The organism is Pantoea sp. FN0307 (genome assembly GCF_050113815.1).
In the GTDB taxonomy this organism is placed as follows: domain Bacteria; phylum Pseudomonadota; class Gammaproteobacteria; order Enterobacterales; family Enterobacteriaceae; genus Mixta; species Mixta alhagi.
The window spans coordinates 14,634-41,556 of the sequence record NZ_JBNJSO010000008.1; the positions used below are offsets into that span (position 1 = coordinate 14,634).

22 protein-coding genes are annotated in these 26,923 nt (G+C 50.4%); 10 read left to right on the plus strand and 12 right to left on the minus strand.

The genetic code is table 11. The annotated features are described in order from the left end of the window. The first annotated feature begins 378 nt into the window (after window positions 1-378). The 5 genes from typA (at window position 379) to fabY (ending at window position 5,507) form a co-directional block, all read left to right on the plus strand. A complete protein-coding gene (gene typA / locus ACQE3Z_RS18475; protein WP_426974896.1) occupies window positions 379-2,202 on the plus strand; it encodes a ribosome-dependent GTPase TypA in 1,824 nt (607 codons plus the stop codon). A gap of 418 nt (window positions 2,203-2,620) precedes the next feature. Beyond that, window positions 2,621-3,217: a glucose-1-phosphatase gene (gene yihX, locus ACQE3Z_RS18480; RefSeq protein ID WP_426974897.1), complete on the plus strand. Its 597-nt coding sequence runs from the start codon at window positions 2,621-2,623 to the stop codon at window positions 3,215-3,217. Between the two features lie 3 nt (window positions 3,218-3,220). Next, a complete protein-coding gene (locus ACQE3Z_RS18485; protein WP_426974898.1) occupies window positions 3,221-4,084 on the plus strand; it encodes a virulence factor BrkB family protein in 864 nt (287 codons plus the stop codon). Beyond that, window positions 4,081-4,518, plus strand: coding sequence for a D-aminoacyl-tRNA deacylase (dtd, locus tag ACQE3Z_RS18490; protein WP_426974899.1), 438 nt, complete (start codon window positions 4,081-4,083; stop codon window positions 4,516-4,518). Before ACQE3Z_RS18485 ends, dtd begins: the two co-directional genes overlap by 4 nt. Window positions 4,519-4,577: 59 nt before the next feature. Further along, entirely contained in the window at window positions 4,578-5,507 is a 930-nt protein-coding gene (fabY, locus tag ACQE3Z_RS18495; protein ID WP_085069251.1) for a fatty acid biosynthesis protein FabY, read from the plus strand. Here fabY and ACQE3Z_RS18500 read toward each other — a convergent pair. From ACQE3Z_RS18500 to gmk, 7 genes are all read right to left on the minus strand, one after another. After that, window positions 5,498-7,180: an AsmA family protein gene (locus ACQE3Z_RS18500; RefSeq protein ID WP_426974900.1), complete on the minus strand. Its 1,683-nt coding sequence runs from the start codon at window positions 7,178-7,180 to the stop codon at window positions 5,498-5,500. The two genes, fabY and ACQE3Z_RS18500, sit on opposite strands and share 10 nt — an antisense overlap. 128 nt (window positions 7,181-7,308) lie before the next feature. Next, window positions 7,309-8,694 carry a nucleobase:cation symporter-2 family protein gene (locus ACQE3Z_RS18505; RefSeq protein ID WP_426974901.1) on the minus strand — a complete coding sequence of 462 codons (1,386 nt, stop codon included), beginning with the start codon at window positions 8,692-8,694 and terminating at the stop codon, window positions 7,309-7,311. Window positions 8,695-8,826: 132 nt separating this feature from the next. Beyond that, window positions 8,827-10,908, minus strand: a complete 2,082-nt coding sequence (recG, locus tag ACQE3Z_RS18510) for an ATP-dependent DNA helicase RecG (protein WP_426974902.1) — start codon at window positions 10,906-10,908, stop codon at window positions 8,827-8,829. Next, window positions 10,905-11,600 (minus strand): tRNA (guanosine(18)-2'-O)-methyltransferase TrmH, encoded by a 696-nt coding sequence (gene trmH, locus ACQE3Z_RS18515; protein WP_426974903.1) that lies wholly within the window; start codon window positions 11,598-11,600, stop codon window positions 10,905-10,907. Before trmH ends, recG begins: the two co-directional genes overlap by 4 nt. Window positions 11,601-11,603: 3 nt before the next feature. Next, window positions 11,604-13,712 (minus strand): bifunctional GTP diphosphokinase/guanosine-3',5'-bis pyrophosphate 3'-pyrophosphohydrolase, encoded by a 2,109-nt coding sequence (gene spoT, locus ACQE3Z_RS18520; RefSeq protein WP_250651226.1) that lies wholly within the window; start codon window positions 13,710-13,712, stop codon window positions 11,604-11,606. 19 nt (window positions 13,713-13,731) lie between these two features. After that, on the minus strand, window positions 13,732-14,007 hold the full coding sequence (rpoZ, locus tag ACQE3Z_RS18525; protein WP_085069262.1) for a DNA-directed RNA polymerase subunit omega: 276 nt from the start codon (window positions 14,005-14,007) through the stop codon (window positions 13,732-13,734). A 54-nt stretch (window positions 14,008-14,061) separates the two neighbouring features. Beyond that, window positions 14,062-14,685, minus strand: coding sequence for a guanylate kinase (gmk, locus tag ACQE3Z_RS18530; protein ID WP_250651225.1), 624 nt, complete (start codon window positions 14,683-14,685; stop codon window positions 14,062-14,064). 251 nt (window positions 14,686-14,936) lie between these two features. On the opposite strand from gmk, the gene ligB reads away from it, so the two are divergent. Then, window positions 14,937-16,700: an NAD-dependent DNA ligase LigB gene (ligB, locus tag ACQE3Z_RS18535; RefSeq protein ID WP_426974904.1), complete on the plus strand. Its 1,764-nt coding sequence runs from the start codon at window positions 14,937-14,939 to the stop codon at window positions 16,698-16,700. Here ligB and ACQE3Z_RS18540 read toward each other — a convergent pair. The 5 genes from ACQE3Z_RS18540 to ACQE3Z_RS18560 all read right to left on the minus strand — a co-directional run bounded on the left by ACQE3Z_RS18540 (window position 16,675) and on the right by ACQE3Z_RS18560 (window position 21,452). Continuing rightward, window positions 16,675-17,292: a trimeric intracellular cation channel family protein gene (locus ACQE3Z_RS18540; protein ID WP_085069264.1), complete on the minus strand. Its 618-nt coding sequence runs from the start codon at window positions 17,290-17,292 to the stop codon at window positions 16,675-16,677. The two genes, ligB and ACQE3Z_RS18540, sit on opposite strands and share 26 nt — an antisense overlap. Before the next feature lie 209 nt (window positions 17,293-17,501). Next, window positions 17,502-18,992 (minus strand): MOP flippase family protein, encoded by a 1,491-nt coding sequence (locus tag ACQE3Z_RS18545; RefSeq protein ID WP_426974905.1) that lies wholly within the window; start codon window positions 18,990-18,992, stop codon window positions 17,502-17,504. A gap of 88 nt (window positions 18,993-19,080) precedes the next feature. Beyond that, window positions 19,081-19,356, minus strand: a complete 276-nt coding sequence (locus tag ACQE3Z_RS18550) for a bacteriocin immunity protein (protein ID WP_426974906.1) — start codon at window positions 19,354-19,356, stop codon at window positions 19,081-19,083. Between the two features lie 604 nt (window positions 19,357-19,960). Then, complete coding sequence (locus ACQE3Z_RS18555; protein WP_426974907.1) at window positions 19,961-20,362, minus strand: polyketide cyclase; 402 nt, start codon at window positions 20,360-20,362, stop codon at window positions 19,961-19,963. Between the two features lie 226 nt (window positions 20,363-20,588). Next, window positions 20,589-21,452, minus strand: a complete 864-nt coding sequence (locus tag ACQE3Z_RS18560) for a YicC/YloC family endoribonuclease (RefSeq protein WP_426974908.1) — start codon at window positions 21,450-21,452, stop codon at window positions 20,589-20,591. Window positions 21,453-22,069: 617 nt separating this feature from the next. On the opposite strand from ACQE3Z_RS18560, the gene ACQE3Z_RS18565 reads away from it, so the two are divergent. The 4 genes from ACQE3Z_RS18565 (at window position 22,070) to ACQE3Z_RS18580 (ending at window position 26,877) form a co-directional block, all read left to right on the plus strand. Beyond that, window positions 22,070-23,767 (plus strand): lysophospholipid acyltransferase family protein, encoded by a 1,698-nt coding sequence (locus ACQE3Z_RS18565; protein WP_426974909.1) that lies wholly within the window; start codon window positions 22,070-22,072, stop codon window positions 23,765-23,767. Window positions 23,768-23,878: 111 nt separating this feature from the next. Further along, window positions 23,879-24,841, plus strand: a complete 963-nt coding sequence (locus ACQE3Z_RS18570) for an HlyD family secretion protein (protein ID WP_426974910.1) — start codon at window positions 23,879-23,881, stop codon at window positions 24,839-24,841. Further along, window positions 24,834-25,757: an ABC transporter ATP-binding protein gene (locus ACQE3Z_RS18575; protein WP_426974911.1), complete on the plus strand. Its 924-nt coding sequence runs from the start codon at window positions 24,834-24,836 to the stop codon at window positions 25,755-25,757. Before ACQE3Z_RS18570 ends, ACQE3Z_RS18575 begins: the two co-directional genes overlap by 8 nt. After that, a complete protein-coding gene (locus tag ACQE3Z_RS18580) occupies window positions 25,735-26,877 on the plus strand; it encodes an ABC transporter permease (RefSeq protein ID WP_426974912.1) in 1,143 nt (380 codons plus the stop codon). The genes ACQE3Z_RS18575 and ACQE3Z_RS18580 overlap by 23 nt, the downstream gene beginning before the upstream one ends. Window positions 26,878-26,923: the final 46 nt, after the last annotated feature.

The following is a 26,923-nucleotide window of genomic DNA, read 5'->3' on the forward strand; positions in this document are numbered from 1 at the left end:
GGCGCGTAAAGATCAGCGTACAGTAGGCAATAAAGATCTCAGACAAGCTATCAACCGTTGTGGAAACTGTCGTTTTGGCTTGAACTGATTAAAGCGAATTTTGTGCCAACTTTCTTCTTTTGGCTAAAAAGCGCTATTATAAGCGCTCTCGTCAAACGAGGGATGCACCATGATGGATATCGCGCACCATTGTAGTGCAATTGAGTAGAGTTTGGGCACTGTTATGGTGCAGTTGATCAATCAGGTGCATTTTTTGCACTGAAAGTGGTGTTTAAGGCAAGCCTTGCAGCATTCTTTCTTTGATATTTGTGATCCTGTTCAGTCCTTCGATTAATCCGTGTACAATAGCGCGCTATTTCTAATGCCTGAGGCAAAGCTGTGATCGAAAATTTGCGTAACATCGCCATTATTGCGCACGTTGACCATGGGAAAACCACCCTGGTTGATAAACTGTTGCAACAGTCTGGTACTTTTGATGCCCGTACTGAAGCAACTGAGCGTGTAATGGACTCCAACGATTTGGAGAAAGAGCGTGGGATTACCATCCTCGCGAAAAATACCGCCATCAAATGGAACGACTATCGTATCAACATCGTTGATACCCCGGGACACGCCGACTTCGGTGGTGAAGTTGAGCGCGTTATGTCCATGGTTGATTCAGTGCTGCTGGTTGTCGACGCGATGGATGGCCCAATGCCGCAGACGCGTTTCGTGACCAAAAAAGCCTTTGCTCATGGCCTGAAGCCGATTGTGGTTATCAACAAAATCGACCGTCCGGGCGCGCGTCCTGACTGGGTTGTTGATCAGGTGTTTGACCTGTTCGTAAACCTGGATGCTACCGACGAGCAGCTCGATTTCCCGATTATTTATGCTTCAGCGCTGCAGGGTATTGCTGGCCTTGAGCACGGCGATATGGCTGACGACATGACCCCGCTGTATGAGGCGATTGTTAAGCACGTTCCGGCTCCGAATGTTGATTTGGACGGCCCGCTGCAGATGCAGATCTCTCAGCTGGACTATAACAACTACCTGGGCGTTATCGGTATCGGTCGTATCAAGCGTGGCAAGGTGAAACCGAACCAGCAGGTAACCATTATCGACAGCACCGGCAAAACGCGTAACGCGAAAGTCGGCAAAGTGCTGGGTCACCTTGGTCTGGAGCGTATCGACACCGATCTGGCTGAAGCAGGTGACATTATCGCTATCACCGGTCTGGGCGAGCTGAACATCTCTGATACGATCTGCGATACGCAGAACGTAGAAGCGCTGCCGCCGCTGAGCGTGGATGAGCCGACCGTAACCATGTTCTTTAACGTCAACACCTCTCCGTTCTGCGGTAAAGAAGGTAAATACGTTACTTCACGTCAGATCCTGGATCGTCTGAAGAAAGAGCTGGTACATAACGTTGCGCTGCGCGTTGAAGAAACCGAAGATGCGGATGCTTTCCGTGTTTCTGGTCGTGGCGAGCTGCACCTCTCCGTACTGATCGAAAACATGCGTCGTGAAGGCTTTGAGCTGGCGGTATCCCGTCCGAAAGTTATCTTCCGCGAAGTTGACGGTCGTAAGCAGGAACCGTTTGAAAACGTGACGCTGGATATCGAAGAACAGCATCAGGGCGCGGTCATGCAGGCGATGGGCGAACGTAAAGGCGACATGAAAAACATGGATCCGGATGGCAAAGGCCGCGTACGTCTTGACTACGTGATCCCAAGCCGTGGTCTGATCGGTTTCCGTAACGAATTCATGACCATGACCTCCGGTACTGGCCTGCTGTACTCTACCTTCAGCCATTACGACGATGTGCGTCCGGGCGAAGTGGGTCAGCGTCAGAACGGCGTTCTGATCTCTAACGGTCAGGGCAAAGCTGTTGCCTTTGCGCTGTTTGGTCTGCAGGATCGCGGCAAGCTGTTCCTGGGTCACGGTGCGGAAGTTTATGAAGGACAGATTATCGGCATTCACAGCCGTTCTAATGACCTGACTGTAAACTGTCTGACCGGTAAGAAACTGACCAACATGCGTGCATCCGGTACGGACGAAGCGACTACGCTGGTACCGCCGATCAAGATGACGCTGGAGCAGGCGATCGAGTTCATCGATGATGACGAACTGGTTGAAGTAACGCCAACTTCCGTACGTATTCGTAAACGTCACCTGACGGAAAACGATCGTAAACGCGCTTCACGCGGCAGCAAAGACGCTTAAGATCTTGTCTGCTACGCAAAAGCCCTGCCTGTAAAGGCGGGGCTTTTTTTATGCCTGACGATTACGGGTGCCGTAATCCACCTTTGTTCCCGATAAGCAAAACAGGCCACGGGCTGGCTAATGAAGAATGGCTTTTGCCTGCCCACCAGCTTTATCAGTACCATGCGTGATAATGGGAGCTGTATTGCCGGGGCCTGCCTTACAGCATCTGCTGAAATCCAGCCGGGTTGAAATCGTGCCCGTCACGACTTCAGCCAGTGAGGAATTAACCGAAACATAATTCCCCTTTTCGGCCGGTCAGGTGACCCTTTACCCGGTGCGGTTTCCTCACCTTGTGTGAGCATGATGCGCAATGCCGCATAGTCAAAGTGATGCTTTCCCGCTAAAGTTACTCCTCTACGACGGGAAGGAGATGGCTATGCTGTATATCTTTGATTTAGGTAATGTCATTGTAGATATCGACTTTAGCCGGGTATTAGGCGTCTGGAGCGATCTGGGTCGCGTTCCGCTGGCGTTGTTAAAAAGTCGTTTTCAGATGGGCGAAAATTTTGAGCAGCATGAGCGTGGCGAAATAAGCGATGAGCAGTTCGCTGCTAACCTTTGTGCTGAGCTGGATATCGCGCTCAGTTACGAACAGTTTACGGCGGGCTGGCAGGCGGTGTTTGTGGGTCTGCGACCAGAAGTGATTACCCTGATGCAACAACTGCGCAGCCGTGGCGAACGCGTGGTCATCCTCTCTAACACCAACCGACTGCACTGCGATTACTGGCCTTCACAGTATCCGGAAGTGCAGCAGGCTGCTGATAAGCTCTATCTCTCGCAGGATCTGGGAATGCGCAAACCGGAAGCGCGTATTTTCCAGCGGGTGCTGCAAGAAGAGGGCTTTAAGCCTGATGAGGCCGTGTTCTTTGATGATAATCTTGAGAACATTGAGGCGGCGCGCCAGGTGGGTATAACCGCCGTGCATGTTACCGATGCGCAGGTCGTGCCGAACTGGTTTGCCCATCGTGGTTAGCTGATGGCGCAATTTTTTTTACGTCCACGTATCCGCGCTGCGGGTACCTGGCTCAAACTCCTCTGGCATCGTATCGAACACGATGGCATGACCACCGAAGCGGGCAACCTGGCCTTTGTTTCTTTACTGGCCCTGGTGCCGCTGGTGGCGGTGGTCTTTTCGCTGTTTGCCGCTTTCCCGGTGTTCGCCGAGATCAGCGTACAGCTAAAGCACTTTATTTTTAATAATTTTGTCCCGGCTGCAGGCAATGTGGTGCAGGATTACCTCGATCAGTTTGTCGCCAACGTGAATAAAATGACGGTGGTAGGCGCGGTTGGGCTGATAGTCACTGCGCTGCTGCTGATGCACTCTATCGACAGCGCGCTGAATGCCATCTGGCGTAGCCAGAAAAAGCGCCCGTTGGTTTACTCTTTTGCGGTCTATTGGATGATCCTGACGCTGGGGCCGCTGTTGGCTGGGGCCAGTCTGGCAATTAGCACCTGGCTTTTGTCGTTAAAATGGATGGCCGTGAGCGGGGTAACCGGGCTTATCGATCAGACGCTGCGTCTTTTCCCTCTACTGCTTTCATGGCTGGCCTTCTGGCTGTTATATAGTCTGGTACCAACCACGCGGGTGCCGCAGCGCGACGCCTTAATCGGAGCGCTGGTTGCGGGCTTGCTGTTTGAATTAGGTAAAAAAGCGTTTGCGCTTTACGTCACCATGTTCCCTTCGTATCAGTTGATTTACGGCGTGTTGGCCGTGATCCCGATCCTGTTCCTGTGGGTTTACTGGACGTGGTGTATCGTATTATTAGGGGCGGAGATAACCGTCACGCTGGGCGAGTATCGTCAGCAGCAGCAACAAGAAAAAGGCAGCGAGGAAGCATGATTGCATTAATTCAGCGGGTGCTGAGCGCCAGCGTTACGGTAGCAGATGAAACGGTGGGCAAGATTGGTCCCGGTTTGCTGATATTGCTGGGTGTGGAAAAAGAAGATGATGAGCAAAAAGCGCAACGCCTGTGCGATCGCGTGTTGGGCTATCGTATTTTTAGCGATGAAAATGGCAAAATGAACCTCAATGTCCAGCAGGCGGGCGGGAGCGTTCTGGTGGTTTCGCAGTTTACGCTGGCTGCCGACACACAAAAGGGCATGCGGCCCAGCTTCTCCCGTGGCGCTGAGCCGCAGGAGGCGGAACGCCTCTACCACTATTTCAGCGACTGCTGCCGACAGAAAAATCTACCCGTAGAGAACGGGCGCTTTGCCGCAGATATGCAGGTCGCCTTAGTGAATGATGGACCGGTGACCTTCTGGCTACAGGTATAATGCCGATAGTCATAGCCGTCTGGAACAACCACGCCTACGCCGAATGAGAGAATCCTTTTATGTATCATCTACGAGTGCCGGAAACTGCCGAAGAGCTGGAAATGTATTACCAGTTCCGCTGGGAAATGTTACGTAAGCCGCTGCGTCAGCCGCAGGGTTCCGAGCGGGACGCCTGGGATGCGATGGCGCATCATCAAATGGTGGTGGATGAACAGGGAAAACCTGTCGCTGCGGGGCGTCTTTATATCAATGCGGACAATGAAGCCTCTATTCGCTTTCTGGCTGTACATCCTACCGTACAGGGCAAGGGTTTGGGTACGCTGGTGGCGATGACGCTGGAATCGGTCGCCCGTCAGGAAGGCGTTAAGCGAGTGGTGTGTAGCGCGCGTGAGGATGCGGTCGAATTCTTTGCCAAGCTGGGCTACGTTAATCAGGGCGAGATTACCGCACCGCTCAGCACGCCGGTACGCCACTTTTTAATGATTAAACCCGTGATCACGCTGGATGATATCCTGCATCGCGCTGACTGGTGCGGGCAACTGCAACAGGCCTGGTATGAGCACATTCCGCTCAGTGAAAAAATGGGCGTGCGCATTACGCAATATACCGGTCAAAAATTTATGACCACCATGCCGGAAACCGGCAATCAAAACCCACACCATACGCTTTTTGCAGGCAGTCTTTTTTCCCTGGCCACGCTCACCGGCTGGGGATTGATCTGGCTGCTGCTGCGTGAGCGTCATTTAGGCGGCACGATTATCCTGGCCGATGCCCATATCCGTTACAGCAAGCCTGTCAGCGGCAAGCCCAGTGCTTCTGCCGATCTGGGCTCACTCAGCGGCGACCTTGACCGTCTGGCGCGCGGACGTAAAGCGCGCGTGCAGTTGGAAGTGGAGCTGTTTGGTAACGAGGAGTGCGGGGCGGTCTTTAGCGGTGTCTATATTGTGCTGCCCGCCGATCCCGACGGGCCGCTGGAGCCTCACGGATGAGTGCTGACTTCGCCCTGAGTCATTGACTGTTGCAAGGTTTTGCCGTCTGTGGAAAGCGTTAATGTGCCGTTAGCGCTGCTTTTTAACGGCGTCTTTGCCGCCAGGCGCGCATTCAGCTGCAACTGTAGTGTGGCCTGACCGGTGAGCGGCGGCGCTGGCCAACCCCAGTTTTGTAACACATCCGCCGGTACAGCCCGGCCATTCAGCGTTAACGAAAGATGGCGCGCCGGCGTTTGATCCAGCGTTGCCACACCTTCCAGCATGCCTTTATCCACAAACGCGCTCATCTCCGTTACCGCGATCTGTTCAGCATCGGCATTTAACGCCAGCGAAGGATGTCGAACGTCGGTTCGGTTGAATGTGGCTTCCGCCGCATTCAGATTAAGAGAGCCTTGCCAGATACCCCACTGACGATGCTGCGCCAGTAACAGATCGGAACCGTTGGTATCCAGTGCGGTTATCTGAAAGGGATACTGAGGGTTTACATCGATAATCAGATTACGGTTACCGCTTAGCTTTTTCACCAACACGCTATCAAGCCAGGCTGGCAGAGATGCCATCCAGCGCTCGCGCCAGTTTTCCGGCAGCGTGTATTCCAGCCCGGCCAGCACCACCTCATCCAGCGTAAGCCGCTTGGTCTGACGTTGCCAACTGCCTTGTGCACGGATTAAGCCGTTAACCCAGCGTGAACTAAACCGTGCGTCCGTAATGCCTTGTGGAGAAAAGTCGAGATTCAGAATCGGATCGTTTAACGTCAGCTGACCGTTGATAAAGTTGTCGGCATTCAGCGCCAGCGAGCCGTCATCGCTTTGCCAGTCGCCATTGCTTAACGTGACGCTTTTCAACAGCAAATCGAGATCGGCTACTGCCCAGTCCGGCCCCTGCAGATGGGTATTCGTCACATCCACGCGAGAAAAGTATACCGCAGGCAAGCTACGTAGCGGCTGTAAGAATGCGCTAAGTGATTTGTCTGTTTGCAGGCGAATATCATTCAGGCGCAGCGCAGATACATCCCATTTACCTTGTGCATCACGTTGGGCGCTGCCGGTTACCGAGCCACGTGCCAGGTCGCCGCCGAAATTATTAATCACCAGCACGTTGTCGTTTATTTTTCCCTGTACCAGTGCATTGGTCACCTTCACTCCCTGTAACGTTACGCGTTCTGCACTGGCCTGAAAGCTGGCCTTATCACCCAAAATATTACCCGCGCGCGGCTGCCAGGGGATCACGCCGCCGTTTAACGCTATCGCGTTGAACGCCTGCCGGGGGCTATGGAGTTGCATATTGCGTAGTTGAAGGCGATCGGCCTGTAACGGCAAGGTCATATTTGCTGACATATTGGCGGCGTTCAGCGCGCCATCCTGCAACTCAATGCGCGTAAAGCGTGGCGCTTCGCTAAACAGAGAGAAGGTCAAACCAAGATTAACAGTTTTTGCCACCATCACGGCGGGCTGGCCATCGTGACCAAAACTCACATTACGTAAGGTCAGCAGACCAGGCGCGGAAAAGTTATGCTCTATTTTACTGACGGAGAGATGCCAGGCGGTATCGTCGCTTATGCGTCTGCTGACCCACTCCGCACCCCAACGGGTTTGCAGCAAAAGATAGATTGTTACCAGCGTCAGCAGCAGTAGCAACAGCAGCGAAAGCGTTAACTTTCCGATAAATTTCATTTGCATCCTTCCGTATGAATTTCCGGTATCGCCTGTTATGCCTTAATTACTGGCATAGCTCAACCGCCTGGTTGTAAAGCCGGAATAAATACGTGGCGGAGGGCGAGCCAAAGCCCGCCCCGCCAGGGTTACTTCTCGTGAGGGAAAAACAGGTTCAGCAAGATTGCGGTAATACCGCCGGCGGCGATACCGGAGGAGAGCAGGGTTTTTAACCACTCTGGCGCAAACTGCAGGATCAGCGGCTGCTGCGACACGCCAAGCCCTACTGCCAGCGAGAGCGCCATAATCATAATTGCCCGACGATTTAGCGGCTCGCGCGAGACAATACGCACGCCGGATGCGGCAATGGTGCCGAACATCACAATCGTCGCGCCGCCCAGTACCGGCTCCGGAATATGTTGTACAAAGCCGCTTACCGCAGGAAACAGACCCAGCACGATCAGCATTAACGCCACCACAAAGCCGACGTAACGGCTGGCAACGCCGGTCAGCTGGATAACGCCGTTGTTCTGCCCGAAGCAGGAGTTAGGAAAAGTGTTAAACAGCGCAGAGACAAAAGAGTTAAAACCATTCGCCAGCACGCCGCCTTTCAGACGTTTCATATAAAGCGGTCCGCTAACCGGCTGCTCTGAGACATCAGAGGTGGCGGTAATATCGCCGATGGTTTCCAGCGAGGTCACCATAAATACCAGCATCAGCGGAATCAGCAGGTTCCAGTCAAAGCCCAGGCCATAATAGAGCGGCATCGGCACAGCCACCAGCGCACTGTTGGCTGGTGCGGTGTTTTCCGGCAGCATGTCCAGCGCCCATGCCAGCAAATAGCCCACCGCCATTGCAATCACCAGTGAGGCAACGCGCAGGTAAGGGTTCCGCTGACGATTGAGGATAATGATCACCGCCAGAACCGCGCCTGCCAACAGCAGGTTTTTCGGCGCGCCAAAGGTGTGATCGTTCATCGCGGCAAAGCCGCCGCCAATAGAAGTTAAGCCCACCTGAATCAGCGACAGACCGATAATCATTACCACAATACCGGAAACCAGCGGCGTAATAATCCGGCGCGCCAGATGCAGTACACGGGAAATAATCATTTCAGTGCAGGAGGCGACCATAAGCGTGCCGAATAACGCGGCCATCATCGTGGGGACATCGGCACCGCCATTTTTTAATGCCAGACCGCCCATAATCAGTGGGCTTACAAAATTAAAGCTGGTGCCCTGAATAGAGAGGAGCCCTGATCCTACCGGCCCCCAGGTTTTAATCTGCAAAATCGACGCCACGCCAGAGGCAAACAGCGACATGCTGATAATGTGCTGCGTATCCTGAGCAGGCAGCCCAAGGGCCTGACAAATCAGCAGCGCAGGAGTAATCACCGCCACGAACATTGCCAACAGATGCTGGCAGGCGGCAAAGAGGGTTTGCGCCAGCGGTGGGCGATCTTCCAGACGATAAATGAGTTCGCTCTTCGGCGTCACGCCGGCGGCGGACGGGGCGATTTCATGAGGATTGGCGGACATGATTAGGGTTCCCTGAGAAACAAAGTGGCGATTGTAATTCACTGCATGTTAAAAGCAATCGTTTGCTCAGCAACCGCATCTATGGCACACCGGTTATTTAAACAGGAGTTGTCCGGGATCAGAAAAGAGAGGTCAGGCGTTAGTGTAGCGATCGGTTTCCGGCAGCCAGCGTTCAATTAACGCCTGCGCCTGTTGCGGATAATGCTGGTGGATATGGCGTGCAATACGCTGTACGTCAGGGATCAGGGCCTGGTCGCGCAGCAGATCGGCCACTTTAAACGCCGCATTGCCGGTTTGCCGTGTGCCCAACAGCTCTCCAGGCCCACGAATTTCCAGATCGCACTGGGCGATAACGAAGCCGTCATTGCTGTCGCGCAGTACCTGCAGGCGCTTTTGCGCCGTTTTGCTCAGTGGGGATTTATAGAGCAGTACACAATGAGAGGCAACCGCACCACGGCCAACGCGACCTCGAAGCTGATGCAACTGAGCAAGGCCCAGACGCTCCGGGTTTTCAATAATCATCAGGCTGGCGTTGGGGACATCCACGCCGACTTCAATGACCGTGGTCGCGACCAGCAGTTGCATCTTGCCCTGTTTGAAAGCCTGCATCACATCCTGCTTTTCCTGCGGCTTCATGCGGCCATGAACCAGGCCTACCTGTAAATCAGGCAGCGCCAGCTTTAACTCTTCCCAGGTGGCTTCCGCTGCCTGCGCTTCCAGCAGGTCAGACTCTTCAATCAGGGTGCATACCCAGTAAGCCTGGCGGCCCTCTGTGTGACAGGCGCTTTTTACCCGTTCAATAATCTCAGCGCGTCGCGAATCAGGGATGGCCACCGTGGTGACCGGCGTGCGTCCCGGAGGAAGTTCATCAATAACCGAGGTATCCAGATCGGCATAGGCGGTCATTGCCAGCGTACGCGGGATCGGTGTTGCGGTCATAATTAACTGATGAGGATGGAACCCTTGCTCCTCGCCTTTTTCCCACAGCGCGAGCCGCTGGTGGACGCCGAAGCGATGCTGCTCATCGATAATCACCAGCGCCAGACCGTTAAACTGCACCTGCTCCTGAAAAATAGCGTGCGTGCCCACCACCATAGAAACCTGGCCGCTGGCAATCGCTTCCTGCTGCGCCAGCCGCGCTTTGCCTTTTTGTTTGCCCGCCAGCCAGCCTACCTCGATGCCCAGCGGGGCAAACCACTGCCGGAAATTGTTAGCATGCTGTTCAGCCAGTAGCTCGGTCGGTGCCATCAGCGCAACTTGCTTACCATGCGCAATCACATCCAGCGCAGCCAGAGCCGCAACCAGCGTTTTGCCAGAGCCAACATCGCCCTGAACCAGCCGCATCATGGGATAATCGTGGGTAAGATCTTGCTCAATCTCTTTAACCACCCGTTGCTGGGCAGCGGTCGGTTTAAAAGGCAGCGCCGCCAGCAGACGATCGCGCAATGCGTGGCGCGGCGGCATTGCCAGTGCATGATAGCGTTGAGCGCCAGCACGCACCGCCAGCATACTCAGATTGTGCGCCAGCAGTTCTTCAAGGATTAAACGACGTTGAGCGGGATGGCGACCGCTTTCCAGATCAACCAACTGGATATCTGGCGGTGGTCGATGCAGCGTGCGTAACGCATCAGGCAGGCTAAGCAGACCGCCGCTTAATTCGGCAGGCAGCAGCTCAGCAATCGGGCAGGTATCCAGTAACTGAAGCGCCTGATCGGTCAGGCTACGCAGCGTGGCCTGGCGAATTCCTTCTGTAGTGGGATAAACCGGCGTCAGCGTTTCCTGTAGCTCAGTGATGCTGTGCTCGCCCTGAATACGATACTCCGGATGGATCATCTCGGCACCGCGCTGGCCGCGTTTGATCTCGCCATAAGCCGTCACGCGCGCGCCGGGTGAAAGTCCATTTTTCATACCTGCGTTGAAATTGAAAAAGCGCAATGTCACTACGCCAGAACCATCGCTAATCTGGCTGACCAGCATCCGGCGACGACCAAAGGTTACGTCGGTATGCAACACTTCGCCTTCAACCGTCGCCCAGATCCCCGGCAGCAGGTCATTAATGCGATAGAGTTGTGTGCGATCTTCATAGCGCAGCGGCAGATGCAGCAGCAAATCCTGCACGGTATGCAGCCCGATTTTCGCCAGCTTTCCGGCCTGGCTGGCGCCTACGCCGGAAAGCGTGCTGAGCGGAACGGCATCCAGCAGGCGGCCTTTCATCGTTTCGCCGTTGACTGCATGGCGGCCCACCACCCGGCATCGGCAACCACCTCGCCGTTGTCGTCGATCTCGGGGCGGGGCAGCCCTTTTTGTTTCGCCACGCGCGCCAGTACCGGATAACCGCCTTCAAACAACAGGCGCTGCTGTTCTGAATGCGGCAGCGTACTGATATCGCGCTGGTACATGCCAGCGTTTTGCCGCTGGCGCTGTGCCTCATACAGAATCAGCGCGGAGGCGACTGAAACGTTCAGCGACTGCACCATGCCCACCATAGGAATAATGATATCCCGATCGGCCAGTGCCAGCGCTTCCTGCGTGATGCCAGTTTTTTCCTGACCCATTAAAATACAGGTTGGCCGCGTATAGTCGATTTCACGAAAATCGACCGCTTTAGCGGAAAGGTTGGTCGCCAGAATCTGCATATCCTGCTGCTTCAGATGGGTTATCGCATCAGCAATCGTACGGTGGGTTTTCACCTGTACCCAGCTGTTGCTGCCGGCAGCAGAGGAAACCACGGTGCGCATCCGGTTAGCAGGCCAGATGGCGTGAACTTCATGCACGCCCACCGCGTCCGCCGTACGAATGATGGCGGACACGTTATGGGGTTTATGTACCTGCTCCATGCATACGGTAAGATCATGCTGGCGCGCGGCCAGCATCTCGCGTATACGAGCAAAACGTTGAGCATTCATGCGTTAGTTTCGGTTACGGTGAACTTTGATCACGTCCGGCATTACGCGAATTTTGCGCATAATATTTGCCAAATGAACGCGATCGCGTGCCGTCAAACGAATAAAGGCGCTGTAAACGCGGCCGTCACGCTCTTCTGTGTTCAGGCTTTGAATATTCGATTTGGCTGTGTTAATTGCCGCCGTCAGGTTCGCCAGCGCGCCCTGATGGTTAAACATATCAACTTTGATCTCAGCGACGAACTCTTGCTCGGTCACCTTATCCCATTCCACCGCCATAAACTTCTCGGGCTCTTTTTGATAGCCACGAATGTTACGGCACGATTCATGATGAACCACCAATCCCTTACCGGGACTGACATGCGCCACAATCGGGTCGCCAGGAATAGGACGGCAGCACTTGGCAAAGGTAATCAGCACGCCATCAGCGCCTTTAATAGGCAGCTTGCTGCGCGATGTGGAGTTGGTGGAAGCGCCGCCTGCCGTATCCAGCAGATTTTTCGCCACCACAACGCTCATCGCGTTGCCCAGGCCGATTTCCGCCAGCAGGTCGTCCAGCGACGCCAGCTTCATCCGCTCCAGCTCTTGCTCAATGCTTTCCGGCGCAATCTCAGCCAGTTTACGGCTACCGCCCAGCGCATGGTTAAGCAGGCGTCGTCCCAGACTCACTGAGTCTTCGCGCTTGAGGTTTTTCAGCAGTTGACGGATTTTGGCGCGCGCTTTCGAACTGACAACAAAGTTAAGCCAGGCGGCATTGGGACGCGCGCCGGGCGCAGTAATGATTTCCACCGTCTGGCCGCTGGCCAGCGGCTGCGAAAGGGGATAGGGCTGACGATCGACGCGGGCGCCCACGCAGGCATGACCAATATCGGTATGCACCGCATAGGCAAAGTCCACCGGCGTGGCGCCAGCAGGCAGTTCGACAATGCGCCCTTCCGGGGTGAAAACGTAAATCTCATCCGGGAAAAGATCGGATTTAACGCTTTCGATAAATTCAAAGGAGCTGCCGGCGCTTTGCTGCAATTCCAGCAGGCTTTGTAACCAGCGCTGCGCGCGAATCTGGGCTGTGGTGCCGCTCTCGCCTTGCTCTTTGTAAGCCCAGTGCGCCGCCACCCCCATTTCTGCCATCTGATCCATATCTTCCGTACGGATTTGCACCTCAACCGGCACGCCGTGCGGACCAATCATCGAGGTATGCAGCGACTGATAGCCGTTTGCCTTCGGGATGGCGATATAATCTTTCACCCGCCCCGGACGCGGCTTATACAGGCTGTGCATCTGACCCAGCACGCGATAACAGGTATCCACATCGCAGACGATCACGCGAAACGCGTAAATATCCATAATGGAGTGGAAGCGCTGCTCTTTCAGGTGCATTTTGCAGTATATGGAATAGAGATGCTTTTCACGGCCAAAAACGCGACAGGGAACACCGGCTTCCTGCAAACGCCCTTCAATCTCCGCCAGGATTTTCTGGATCATCTCCTTACGGTTACCGCGCGCGGCTTTCACCACTTCTTTTATCACGCGATAACGGTTGGGATAGAGCGCTTCAAAACCCAGCTCTTCCAGCTCGGTTTTCAGATGGTGAATACCCAGGCGGTGCGCCAGCGGACTGTAAATTTCCAGCGTTTCACGTGCGATGCGTCGCCGTTTATCGGGCCGCAGCGAGCCCAGCGTGCGCATATTATGCGTACGGTCGGCCAGCTTGATCAGGATGACGCGAATGTCCTGCACCATCGCCATGATCATTTTGCGGAAGTTCTCCGCCTGCGCCTCTTTTTTATCACGGAACTTCAGCTTATCCAGCTTGGATACGCCTTCAACCAGTTCGGCGACGCTTTTGCCGAACAGCTGTTCCATGTCCTGATAGGTGGCGGGAGTGTCTTCAATCACGTCATGCAGTAGCGCGGCCATGAGCGTTTCATAGTCGAGCTTCATTTCCGCCAGGATACAGGCGACGGCGACGGGATGGGTGATATAAGGCTCACCGCTGGAGCGAGTCTGCCCCTCGTGAGCATCACGTGCGACAAGGTAAGCTTGCTTGAGGCGCTTGATCTGCTCCTCAGGCAAGTATTGTTCAATCAGCTGATTGAGGCTTTCAAAAAGATACAAGGGCGAGCCTTCCGGCTAATTAACGACGACCTTCAGCGATAGCGGTAACAGCCTGCAACTCGGCGGCTTCTTGCTCATGCTGTTCCTGGCGCTCACGAACATCAAGGATCTGATTGGTGATGAGGCCTTCTTCGATTTCACGCAGAGCGATAACGGTCGGTTTATCGTTCTCTTCCGGTACCAGCGGATCTTTACCGCTCACCTGCATCTGACGTGCGCGACGTGCGGCGACCAGAACCAGGTCAAAACGGTTACCAATTTTCTCTACTGCGTCCTGAACGGTTACGCGTGCCATAAGTGTGCTACTCCACAGGTGAAGAAATGACTGGGCATAATACTGAAAGTGACTTCAGTCTGCCAATAGTTTGCTGATTAATGCATCATGCCGGGCTTTTTGACGGCCCATACGCAGACGCTCAGCGCGAATAATGGTTTTGAGATCCGATAGCGCCAGATCAAAATCATCATTAACAATTAAATAGTCGTACTCGGCATAGTGGCTCATTTCGGCTACGGCCTGGGCCATGCGGCGGGCAATAACCTCTTCGCTATCCTGACCGCGACCGCGTAAGCGGCGATCCAGCTCCTCTTTTGAAGGCGGCAAAACAAAAATACTGCGTGCCGAAGGCATTTTTTGCCGAATCTGCTGCGCGCCCTGCCAGTCAATATCCAGGAAGACATCAACGCCGGTTGCCAGCACTTGATCAATGGCCACACGCGAAGTGCCGTAATAATTGCCAAACACTTCAGCATGCTCAAGAAAAGCATCCTGCGCAATCATCGTTTCAAACTCTTGTTTAGAAACGAAATAATAGTGCTCGCCGTGCTGCTCGCCGGGACGCATTCCGCGCGTGGTATGCGAAATGGATACCTGGGTATCGTAGAGCGGCTGCGTTTTCAGCATAGCCTGAATCAGACTGGATTTGCCTGCGCCGCTGGGGGCGGAAATTATATAAAGCGTGCCTTGAGCCATGATAGTTCTTGAAGTGTGTGAAAGAGCGGAGTCTGTTTCCTGCACAGTATACACGGCTTGCCGCCGCCATGCAGCGTTTGCGCCGTTCCGCTGTGGTTTTTCTTGTTTTATGGAAAGTATGCCGCGTAAGGCGGAGCGGTTTGCACGCTTTGCAGTAAAAATCCCTGCATGGTTTTCCAGTTTCATTCTTTGCTTCTCGCTGCGTTGCCTTTAATCCGTTTTACTGAGGCCGTTGAAAGCAAGGAGGAACTATGTCAGGAAAGACGGCCTTATGGCTGCTGTGTCTGTTTGCCGGCACAGCGCAGGCGCTGTGCCCTCGCTGGACGCCGGCAAGGGCATCGGAAGAGATCGCTCATCTTCAGCAGCAGCTACGCAACTGGGACAATGCTTACTATCGTGACGGCCAGACGCTGATTGATGATGCGCTTTATGACAGCCTGCAACAGCGGTTACGGCAATGGCAGCGCTGTTTTCAACCCGCAACAGCGCCAGATCGTTCGGTCTGGGCAGATAACGGTACGGTCGATCATCCTGTTGCTCATACAGGAGTAAAAAAACTACCGGATAAGCTGGCGGTAGCCTACTGGATGCAGGGCAAAGGACCGTTATGGATACAGCCGAAAGTTGATGGCGTCGCCGTAACGTTAGTTTATCGTCAGGGAAAACTGGCCTCGTTGATTAGCCGTGGCGATGGAGTAAAAGGGCAGAACTGGCTGAATAAAGCCGCTTATATTCCCACGCTTCCGCAGGTCATTCCCGATAAAAGGCCCGTGCTGGTACTGCAGGGTGAACTCTTCTTAACCGTGACCGATCATCAACAGGCCACAGATGGCGGGAAAAATGCGCGTGCTCAGGTCGCGGGCGCGCTAATGCGCCAGCAGCCTTCGCCCTTGCTTTCACGGCTGGGTATCTTTATTTGGGCGTGGCCAGATGGGCCACAAACCATGGCGCAGCGGCAAACGGCACTTAAGCAGTTAGGCTTTGGCTTAGCCAGCGCCTGGACGCAGCCGGTAAACAGTGAAGAAGAGGTGGCCCTGTGGCGTGCGCGTTGGTTTCGCGCGCCGCTGCCCTTTGTCACTGATGGCGTGGTGATTCATCAGGATCGCCGTTCAGCCGGTAAGCAATGGTTGCCCGGAAACAGTGAAGAAGTGGCTGCCTGGAAATATAACCCGCCGATTATCAGCAGCGAAGTGCAGTCCATTGATTTTCCGATAGGACGCACCGGGAAAATCTCGGTAGTGTTAAACGTTGTGCCCGTGCAGTTGGATGATAAAACCGTGCGTCGAGTGAGCCTGGGTTCTTTGGCGCGATGGCAGGCATTAGATATTGTTCCCGGCGATCAGGTAGCAATCAGTCTGGCAGGACAGGGCATCCCGCATCTTGAAAAAGTGATCTGGCGAGTTATGCATCGCCATCGGCCGGAACCACCCGATTCGCAGAATTATCACAGCCTGAGCTGCTTTTATAACAGTGCGGAGTGTCGGAAACAGCTGCTTTCCCGTCTGAGCTGGTTAAGCCAGCGAGAAGGGCTCGATTTACCGGGAATTCAGCGCAGCACCTGGCAGCGCCTGCTGCTGCATCCGGATTTCGTACATCTTTTTTCCTGGCTCAATATGAGTAGTGAGCAGCTTTCAGCCGTGCCGGGTATAACGCCGCAACGAGCCAGGCAAATCGTACATTACTTTAACCAGGTGCAGCATCAGCCTTTTCGCCGTTGGGTAAAGGCGCTTGGTGTTCCTTTACCCACTGCCGCGCTCAACGTGTTACCGGATAATAACTGGCCTCAGCTGCTGTCGCGCAGCCTGCAAAGCTGGCAACAGTTGCCTGGCGTCGGCAAAACGCTGGCACAGCGCATTGATCTCTGGCTAAAGGATAAGCAGGTAAAAGAAATGATCGATATTATTCAGCAGTGGCAAGCGGCACGAAAAGGTAAGGGAGAGGCGTCGTTACCTGATTCCGAACCGCTGGCGTTGCCGGTAAGTCAGCCTGCTAATGTTCCGGATGTGGATAATTGAAAATGGGCAGCCCCAGACGAAAGCGCAGCGCCAATAGACGGGAAAGAAAGCCGAACAGCAAGGTAATAAGGATGACCGTTTCATGAGATAGCGGCGTTTTTAGCAGCAAGATATAGAGCCAGCCTGCGGCAAAAGCGATCCCGGCATACAGTTCTTTCTGAAACACCAGCGGAATCCGGTTGCAAAACATATCACGCAGCACGCCGCCGAACACACCGGTAATGACCGCGCTAATAGCAGCAATAATGGAAGCGTGTCCCATATCAAGCGCAACCTGAGCGCCGATAATGGAAAAAACCACTAACCCTAATGCGTCCAGCACCAGAAATACCTTGCGAAGATGGGTCATCAGAGGAGCAACAACCGTGGTAACTACGGCTGCGGCAGCAACAATCATGATGTATTCAGGATGCTTTACCCAACCGAGCGGGTAATGACCTAACAGCATGTCACGCACTGAACCACCGCCAATGGCGGTTACCGACGCAATAATAATAACGCCGAAGAGATCCATTTTTCGTCGTCCGGCAGCAAGCGCGCCGGTCATCGCTTCGGCAGTAATGCCAATGATATAGAGTACGGTCAGTAACATAGCCAGCTCCAGGGAAACGGTGGCAAGCCTACAGCGCTTCTCTGAGTGTAGACGAGTGAAAATTTCTAAGGCATTCGCTTTCGGATTATCTTTGTTTATGCGAAGCGGGGAGAAAGAACGCCAAAAAATAAAAAAAGCGCGCTGTAGTAGCGCGCTTAATAAAAATACCTGTTTACAGGCATTTATCCACCCATTAACAGCTTTTATTATTATATTAATTTTTCATTGTTTTTTAACGTCCTGGCTGTGCTCGTTTTACGCAACACAATCTGTTTGAGTTCAAGTATCAGCGGATCCTGACTCCTTAAGAGCATTAAAACCCAAACCAGTCCGCCAGCGGCAATTTGAATGGTAAGCGTAAGCGCAACCGGCAGCAGCTCTTCTAATCCGTAGCCAAGCGCGTAGCTGATGCAAAGCGTTGGCAGCGCCATACGCAGCGGCAGCCACTGGCTGGTTAAATAAGCTTTAGCGCTGGCACCCAGAATTGGGCGTATTAATACAAAATAGTTTGTTAGCGCGGTGAAAATTTGTAACGCAGTAAAACCGATAGTGGCACCTGTCAGCCCGCCCCACTGCGCGCCTACCCAGATAACCGGTACAGAAAGCGCCAACCGAAGCGCATTAAGCTTTGAACTGATATCAACCGCACCTTTTGCCATTACCAGGGCGCCTACAGGGTTGTTAATGGCTCGCATAATGCCTGCGATACACAATATCTGCAGGACCGGAGTAATAAACAACCAGCGCTCGCCAAACAAGCTCAGCACTAAATTATGAGCGATGCCAGCCATACCCAACAGCGCAACGAAATTCAGCAGGCTCATGATTGATAACATCTTATAGAAGTTATGTCGTAAACGTGGCTGGTCATCCTGCATCTGCGCAAAGGCGGGAAATAACACGCGTGACAGAATAGGGTTGATCTTTGCAGGCGGCATAACGGCAAGGTTATAAGCCAGGTTATATCCTCCGGTTGCAACCGCACCCAGCAGGCGTGACAGCAGTATAGTAGGCATATTCATACCAAGCTGGTTAATCAAACTATCTGCCGTCAGATAGCCGCCGTAACGTAAATTACTGCGTACGCTCTTCAACTCAAAAACAAATTGAGGGCGGTATATTTTTCCACCGTAGTAACAAAACAGCAGCATGCGTATGGAAACCATTGTCAGGTATCCCCAGATAGCGCAAAGTGCCGAGGGTGACCATACAGCAGAAAGTAACGTCACAGCAAAACCTGATATTGCTGCTATAACCTCGGTACGCCCTATAAGTGTAAAGGCCAGCTCTTTTTGCAATAAAGCCCGAAACTGCTGTCCCTGCGGAATGATAAGAAAGGCAACAGATAGCGTCTCAATAAGCTCATTCAGTTCTGGTTGCTGAAGTAATACGCTAATAGCATGGCTACTCAAATAGATAATGGCGAAAACGGCCAGACCAATAAAAATATTTAGCCAGTATAAAGTTGATAGCTCCGTTTCAGACATACTTTTCCGCTGTATAACTGAGTTGGATAAACCAAAGTCGGAAAGCGTATCGACCAGCGTCAAAATAACCAAAGCAATAGTTAATAAACCAAATTGTTTCGGATCAATCATTCTGGCAAGCAGAGCTAGCTGCAAAATGCCAAGCCCAATCGTCATTACTGAAGAAATGGCTGACCATTTTGCGCCATTAATTGCTTTTTGTTTCAAAGACATCGTATATCCGTGGTGCTAAAAAGAGCGGTGTTGGAAAGGTAACACCCTAAAATTATTTTTTATTTTATAGAAATGAAAATGCTTTTTATTATAAGGCTATAGCAAGGTAATCATCCCTGAAACCAGGCAGTCCATGCTGAGTCCGCCAGCTTTTTATCACATCCACCATGCTTTGTGGTGTGCTGATATTAAAATCCTGAGGATAAAGAATAAGATCGGTACCAGCTGGATGTCCTGCTAACAGAACAAATTCCGTCACTGCTTGCAATAGTCCTTCGGTAGTTTCGAAATCAGCTGATAATATTTTACGTGCAATATTAACAAATTCTTGCTCAGTAAAGTCTTGCAGCGATATGCGTTCCATAGGAAATTCCTGGAATGTCTGATTATTAGAAATTGCTGTGTGCAGGAAGATTTATAACTTTTTTCCTGTTAAGAATCACCATGAGAAATATCTGAAACTAAAGATCCAGTAGTAAATGGATGTTAGAAATGAATGTATTAAAAAAAATAGCTAAGAAAAGGAATAGTAACGCTTAAGTAGTCTTTAATGAGTTGAGAGGAAATTCATGGGTTTTGAGTTTAGTTTATTGATTATTTGATTTTTTTTAGTTGAGACTTCAGATTTATCGCATTCTTCATAGATAAGTTGAGTTAACAAAATCCCTGTATTTTACATGGAAATGTGTAATTTTTCTGCACGGTTATTCCATGCTAAGTTTTTATCAGATCCGGAGGTAGCTAAAAAGAGTGGTTAAAAAGCAGCCTGAATGCCGTCTGTGCCATCTGATAAGGGCGGTATAACAGAGTCATGACATTACTCTTTACCAACCCAGCCCTGGATAAAATCAGCAGGATAAGAGCATCTGGTATCGCGACTGATTATATTTATAAAACGCGACGTCAGGGCTGCTTTCTTAATAACGCGGAAAAGCGTCAACAGGATGACGCTTTCTGGCGCTTCGATATCAGGAACTGGCCGTTACGCCTTGATAAAGCCGCTGCAGGTTCTGCTCCAGTAGTGCTAATTCCTGTTGGAATTTTTCATCGGAGGTTAAAGGTTGACGAAAATGGGTCAGCAGCACCTGCGCACCTTCCTGATTAGGGACAATACGCATCGGCATATAGATCTCCTTACCAAAACCATTATCAATCCAGTAATCCATTACCCCATAGGTGTTGTGCTCGGAAAAGCGGACCTTTAACGCTCCATCAGTGCCTTTGGCTTTCCAGTAACTGCCTTCTGCCTGTAACGGCGCTTCGCCTAACTGGGAAACCCATTTTGGGAAATATTCTGGTTTCCAGATAGTTTCATAGAGATCCAGCCAATGGCGTGTAATGGTCAGACTTAGTGTGTGTGATGGCAGCATGTTACCTCCGAAATTGGGCCTGAAACGATTTAAGCATTGCGTAAAGCGTAAGGGAATGAGGCAAAGGCGTAAAATCTTGTGCAGAAATCATTCACGTCCCGTTTGCTGGTTATTTGTCAGCAAACGCAGATTGAAGCGAGTAACGCGGTAACCATTGAAAATAAAAAAGCCCGCGATTAAAGCGGGCAATGAAGGTAGCTGTTACCAGGTTCGCTAATTGGCGGCGTTATTCAATATTCTGAATCTGCTCACGCATCTGCTCAATCAGCACCTTCAGTTCAATTGCTGAAGCAGTAATATCAGCGTTAATTGATTTTGATGCCAGCGTGTTCGATTCACGGTTGAACTCTTGCATCATGAAGTCGAGACGGCGGCCAACGGCCTCTTTCTTTTTCAGGATGTTAAAAGTTTCTTTAACGTGCGCTTCGAGGCGGTCAAGCTCCTCGGCAACATCAATGCGCTGAGCCATCATCAACAGCTCCTGTTCAACGCGATTGTTGTCCAACTGTAACTCCGCCTCTTCAAGCTTAGTCACCAGCCGCTCGCGCTGCCATTTCAGCACCTCCGGCATCCAGGCGCGTATTTTCTTCACTTCAGTGTTCACGCCCTCAAGGCGCTGCTCAATCATGCCTTTCAGCGCGGCGCCTTCGCTTTCACGCGCGGCGATAAAATCATCAATCGCCAGCTCCAGGGTGGCTATCAGTTCCGCATTAATCGCATCTAAATCCTGTTCCTGAGCGGACATCACGCCAGGCCAGCGCAATATATCAACCGGGTTAATCTCACCATCAACATTTTGCTGTTTCACCCACTGTGCGGCTTCCAGTAGCTGCTTTGCCAGCGGCTGATTCAGGATTAATGCGCTTTGCGCGCCTGGATCGGCATCGAAGCGAAGATTGCATTCAATTTTTCCGCGCGTCAGACGATTACGCAGGCGCTCCCGAATTACCGGCTCCAGGCTGCGGAACTGCTCCGGCAGGCGAATATACGTTTCAAGATAGCGCTGGTTCACGGAACGCAGCTCCCATGCTGCGCTGCCCCATGCGCCTTTGGTTTCACGCCGGGCGTAGGCGGTCATACTGCGAATCATTTTGCATACCCGTATTAAAGAAAGTTTAATAGATTATAGCGACGCCTCTTCCTTCTTAACAGGTAAAAATAGGAATTATAAACAGTAAGTGAAAAGTGGCAGTAAAGTTAAGCAGAGCGTTTATATTCTGTGTTACTACCGGAAGGCCAATCGATGACTTAAATAAAAGAACATGATAAGCCTGACAAGCAGGTAAAGATAATAAATAGAAGTGATCTGATATAGTGCTTTTTAATAAAATGGATGACAATGGTGAGAATATATTTTATAGCTCATGAATAAATTCATGTTTAGTGAAGAGTGAAATGGATTGCCAAATTCCCATTATTAGAAAGCGTCAGTAATGATTTAATGACTTGTTTCTTTATCGTGCAGATGCCTGAAATCATTACTTGATAAATAGTGATCCTGCTTTCGGTTTTTAAATGAGATTTAATAAATTTATGATTTAAAAATATTTTTTATTAAAGTATTTTTCTTCAAGGATATTTTTCTGATAATAAATAAGTAATGGCTAATAATTTGTTGGATGCAGATAAGGTTAAAGATTTATTATTAAATGAATTGAAGGGAGTTAGATGAATAAATGAAAGGGATGTTAAGGAGACAACAATACAATGGATGTAACTGATAGTATTCTCAAGGAGTTCTTCCCCGGGAAAAAATTATCTTTTATTCTGCGTAAATTAGCAAAGTGGGCCGTGGGTCAAGATATACTTTATCGCTGCATAAAAGAGGCTGAAAGCAAAAACGGCATCGAGTGGTTAGTGGCCGTAGCTGAGAGGCTACGTATTCATCTGGATGTGGATCCGAAAGGCTATAACAACCTGCCCCGCAAAGGGCCTGTTATTATCGTGGCTAATCATCCTACAGTTATAGATGGTCTGGGTTTGATAGTGGCTGTTTCCAGCGTAAGGCACGATATTAAAATAGTGGCTAATCATGTGCTTACCTATATGCTGCCAAAAACAGGCGATCTTACGATTGGCATCAGGAATATGCAGGGAAAAATGAGCGCAGGTCAGTACCGCGAAATGAATACGCATCTTAAAAAAGGCGGCGTGCTGATTATTTTTCCTTCGGGCAGATTAGCTGGCTTACAAAGATCAGGACTACAGGAAGCTCCCTGGAACTCTGTCTTCCTTCACCTGGCGAAAAAAAATAATGCAATTTTAGTTCCGGTAAACATCAAAGGCTTAAATAGCTGGCGCTACTATATGACGGCAAAGATCTGGCGTCCTTTTTCTAACTTGATGATTATCAGGGAATGCTTGCGTCATAAAGGTAAATCATTGCAAATAAAGATCCTTCAGCCGATAAACGTATCCAGGCTCGACATTAATAGAGAGTCTGCAGCAGTTATTGCTGCATCCTTTCCGGAGCACATCGAAAAAGCAGGCAAAAATCTTCCCGGCACTTTGCCGGTTCTCGCCCCGGTTGCCGCTCCGGTAAACAAACAACGATTAAATGCGATGCTGACAGAGTGTGAGGTGTTAAAAACATTGCGTGATGGGAAAAGCGTTTTACTGTATCGCCATCAGGGTGAGGAATATTCCCCTGTTCTGCGTGAGTTGGGCCGCCTGCGAGAAATATCTTTCCGTGACATAGGGGCTGGAACAGGGAATAGTTATGACAATGATGTTTATGATAAGGATTATCAACATATTATAGTTTGGGATCCTGAACAGCAAGAAATTGCTGGGTCATATCGGTTTGTACTGGCGGGTGAGCAGCTTTCAAAAAAAGGACTGAAAGGGCTCTATAGTAACGAACTATTTAATTATAAAGAGAGCTTCTTACTAATAGCGAGTCAGAGTATTGAAATTGGCCGGGGTTTCATTCAAAAACAATATCAAAAAACCCATGTTCTTGATGCGCTTTGGAAAGGCATCTTCCATGTTGCGTTAAAGCATAAAAACTATAAGTACCTTCTGGGTGTCCTTACTATCCCTCAAGATTTCCCAGAATATGCCAAAAAACTGATGATGGCTTTCTTTCAAAGCTATCTCTCTTCAGATGAGGATTTTTGTTCGCCTTCCCGGAAATACAGTAATGTTGATGATGAGGAGATTGCTAACTTTTTTAGCGGTGAGAACTTTAATGAGGAGTGGAAAAAGCTTAATACAACGTTGCGCGAGCAGGGTTGTGATCTTCCCTGGCCTTATAAGCAAGCGGCTAAGTGGTATAGCACAGGCGGATCGAAATTATTATGTTTTGTTGAGGATGAAAGCTTTAATTCTATTGCTGGGCTAAATATCTGTGAAATAAATAAGCTTAAGGAAAACTATGGGAAGCGTTATTTGATTCAAGAATAAATATATCTTTAGTAAGGATAAGTTTTGGATGCGATCAAACTCTGCCCCAATTTTTAAAAGCCATTAAGACAGACTTGCTATTCTCCCCGATAGCGTGTCCGGATCATAAATATGATAAAGAAAAAGCTTGTTGTTTTTTTGTGTTATTTATTCTTGTTACTCGGATGTAAGGATTCCAGCTCTTTTGTTCTGTCAGGCTATACCTATGGAGAATTTACTTATCTCTCTTTTCCTTTCAGCGGCGAAGTAAAAGAGCTGTTCGTTAGTAAAGGACAAACGGTAAATAGAGGTCAGAAATTAATGCATCTGGCTGATTTTCCAGCAGAAAATGCGCTTCGCATAGCGCAAGAAGAGGTCCGCGCTGAAGAGGCGATGCTGCACAATTTAGAAACGGGCGAGCGGGAGTCTGCCCTGAAAGTCATCTATGCACAGCTTGAGAAAGCAAAGTCGGCTGCCAGTCTGGCCAGGAGGCAATTTAACAGGCAGCAGAGGCTTTATACGGAAGAGATGATATCTACTGCTGAATGGGAACGCGCGAAAGAGGAGTATGTTCAAAAAAAAGCGCAGGTTAAGGAGCTGCTATACCAGCTGGAAGCAAAAGCGCTACCTGCTCGTCAGGCTGAAATTAATAATCAAAAATCGCGCGTTGAGTCGGCTAAATTACAACGCGATAAGGCACGCTGGGATCTGCAACAAAGAACGCTGTTTGCTCCGCAGAATGCGACCGTTTATGACATTCTTTATCAGCCGGGAGAGCGTCCTGCAGCGGGTAAGCCCGTTATGAGTTTACTCTCGCCTGAGAGTATTAAGGTGCGCTTTTATGTGCCGGAAAATCGACTGGGCGAATTAAATAGTGGAACGAAACTAAAGATTTACTGCGACGGCTGTAGCAAAACGTTATCAGCTCATATCAACTATATTAGCTCTCAGGCAGAGTTTTCCCCGCCCGTTATTTACAGTACTCAGCGCAGAGAGACGCTTTTGTTTATGGCTGAGGCCATTCCCGTGAAAGAAGATCTTCCCTATATAAAAACAGGACAGCCTGTAAATATAGAGGTTGTTTTTAATGAGTGATGTATGCATTGAAGTCAGTAATTTGAACAAATATTTTGGCGCTAATCATGTAGTAAAAGATTTTTCACTGACGGTCAGGAAAGGCGAAATATATGGTTTTCTAGGGCCAAACGGCAGCGGGAAAACAACATCAATACGTATGATGTGCGGGCTGATTACCCCTGATTCAGGGAAAGGCCACTGCCTTGGCATGGATATATTTACCCAGCGGGAACAGATTAAACATCATATCGGCTATATGACCCAGCATTTTTCCATGTGGGGCAACTTAACAATCCGGGAAAATCTTTTGTTTATCACGCGCATTTATAATCTGGCCCGGGGTAAAGCGCGTGTGGATCAAACATTAGAGGAGCTGGGGCTTACCTCGCGCCAGCATCAGTTGGCAAAATTTCTGTCCGGCGGCTGGAAGCAGCGTTTGGCACTTGCTGCCTGCACGCTGCATCATCCCGCTTTGCTTTTTCTGGATGAGCCCACCGCCGGCGTCGATCCCAAAGCGCGCCGCGAGTTCTGGCAAATTCTTCATCAGCTTTCCGATCGGGGTATCTCAACCCTTGTCAGTACGCATTATATGGATGAGGCTGAACGATGCCATAAAGTCGCCTACCTTTCTTATGGGCATCTGTTAGCTAACGGTAGCGTTGGGTCAATTATCCATCAGCAAAATTTAACCACGGTCAAAATAAGCGGGAAAAGGTTGACGGAACTGGAGAATGAGCTGCTGAAAATGCCAGGTATTGAACAAACGGTTATTTTCGGTAATAGCCTCTTTGTTACGGCGAAAGATGAAAAGGTATTAAACCTAATACTGTCACACGCTGTTGCTTCTGATTATGAGTTTTGCAAAGTGCAAACGACGCTGGAAGATGCCTTTACCTGGTTAATGAAAAACAATGCTAAAAACAATAAGTACTAATTTTTCCTTTTTACGCTGGATAGGCGTAGTGATTAAAGAAATTCATGAGCTGCGACGCGATAAAATCAGTATGGCTATGGTAGTAATTACACCGCTGCTTCAGCTAACGATTCTTGGCTATGCGGTTAATATGGATGCGCGGAATATTCCCACCGCACTGTTAAATTATGATACAGAGCAATTGAGCCAGGTTTTTGTTTCTGCGGCACAAAATACAGGCTATTTTTCGATGATTCCGGTTGAGTCAGAGATAGAGGCGCGTTCTGCATTTGTTCGGGGCAATGTTATATTTATAATCACTATTCCACAGGGATTCACTCATAAAATGCTGCGGGGAGAAAAGCCGCAGATACTGATACAGGGCGACGCTATCGATCCATTAACCATCGGCAGTGCGTTAAGTGCAGTGACGCAGGCGGCAATAACAATGTTTCAGCATGATCTTCCCCCTTCGCTGCGTAATGAATTAAAGCCAGATGATATTGAATTAGTTATTCATCGTATGTTTAATCCAGAAGGGATCACGCAATATAATACTATCCCCGGTATCATCGGCTCGATACTCAGTACAACGCTGGTGCTAATGACCGCGCTGGCGATTACCCGAGAGCGGGAAAACGGTGCTATTGAGAACCTGCTTATTTCACCTTTGACCAGCTTTGAAATTATTACCGGTAAGATTATTCCCTATGTTCTAATCGGCATTTTTCAGTCATTGCTGATTCTGCTCTGTGCCGTTTATCTATTTGATATTCCGCTGCTGGGAAGTGTTCTTTTGCTTTTTTTTGTGCTCTTTATCTACGTTTTTCTCTGTCTGTCGATTGGCATTACTATCTCAAGCCTCGCGCAAAACCAACTTCAGGCTTTGCAGATGTCCTCTTTCTATTTTATTCCTTCCGTTATGCTTTCCGGTTTCATTAGCCCTTTTATTAGCATGCCATTCTGGGCGCAATGGATAGGGTCATGCCTTCCCTTAACCTATTTTATTCGTTTGACTAAGGGAATTATGTTGAAAGGTTATGGCTTTAGCGATCTGCTTACCGATCTGCTGCCGCTGGGTCTGCTTACGCTTATTGTGGTAGGAATTGCGTTGAAATCCTTCCGTAAAACGCTGGACTGACAGCGGGCTGTGATAATTATTAAGCCGGAAGCTTGCCCGGGGCCGG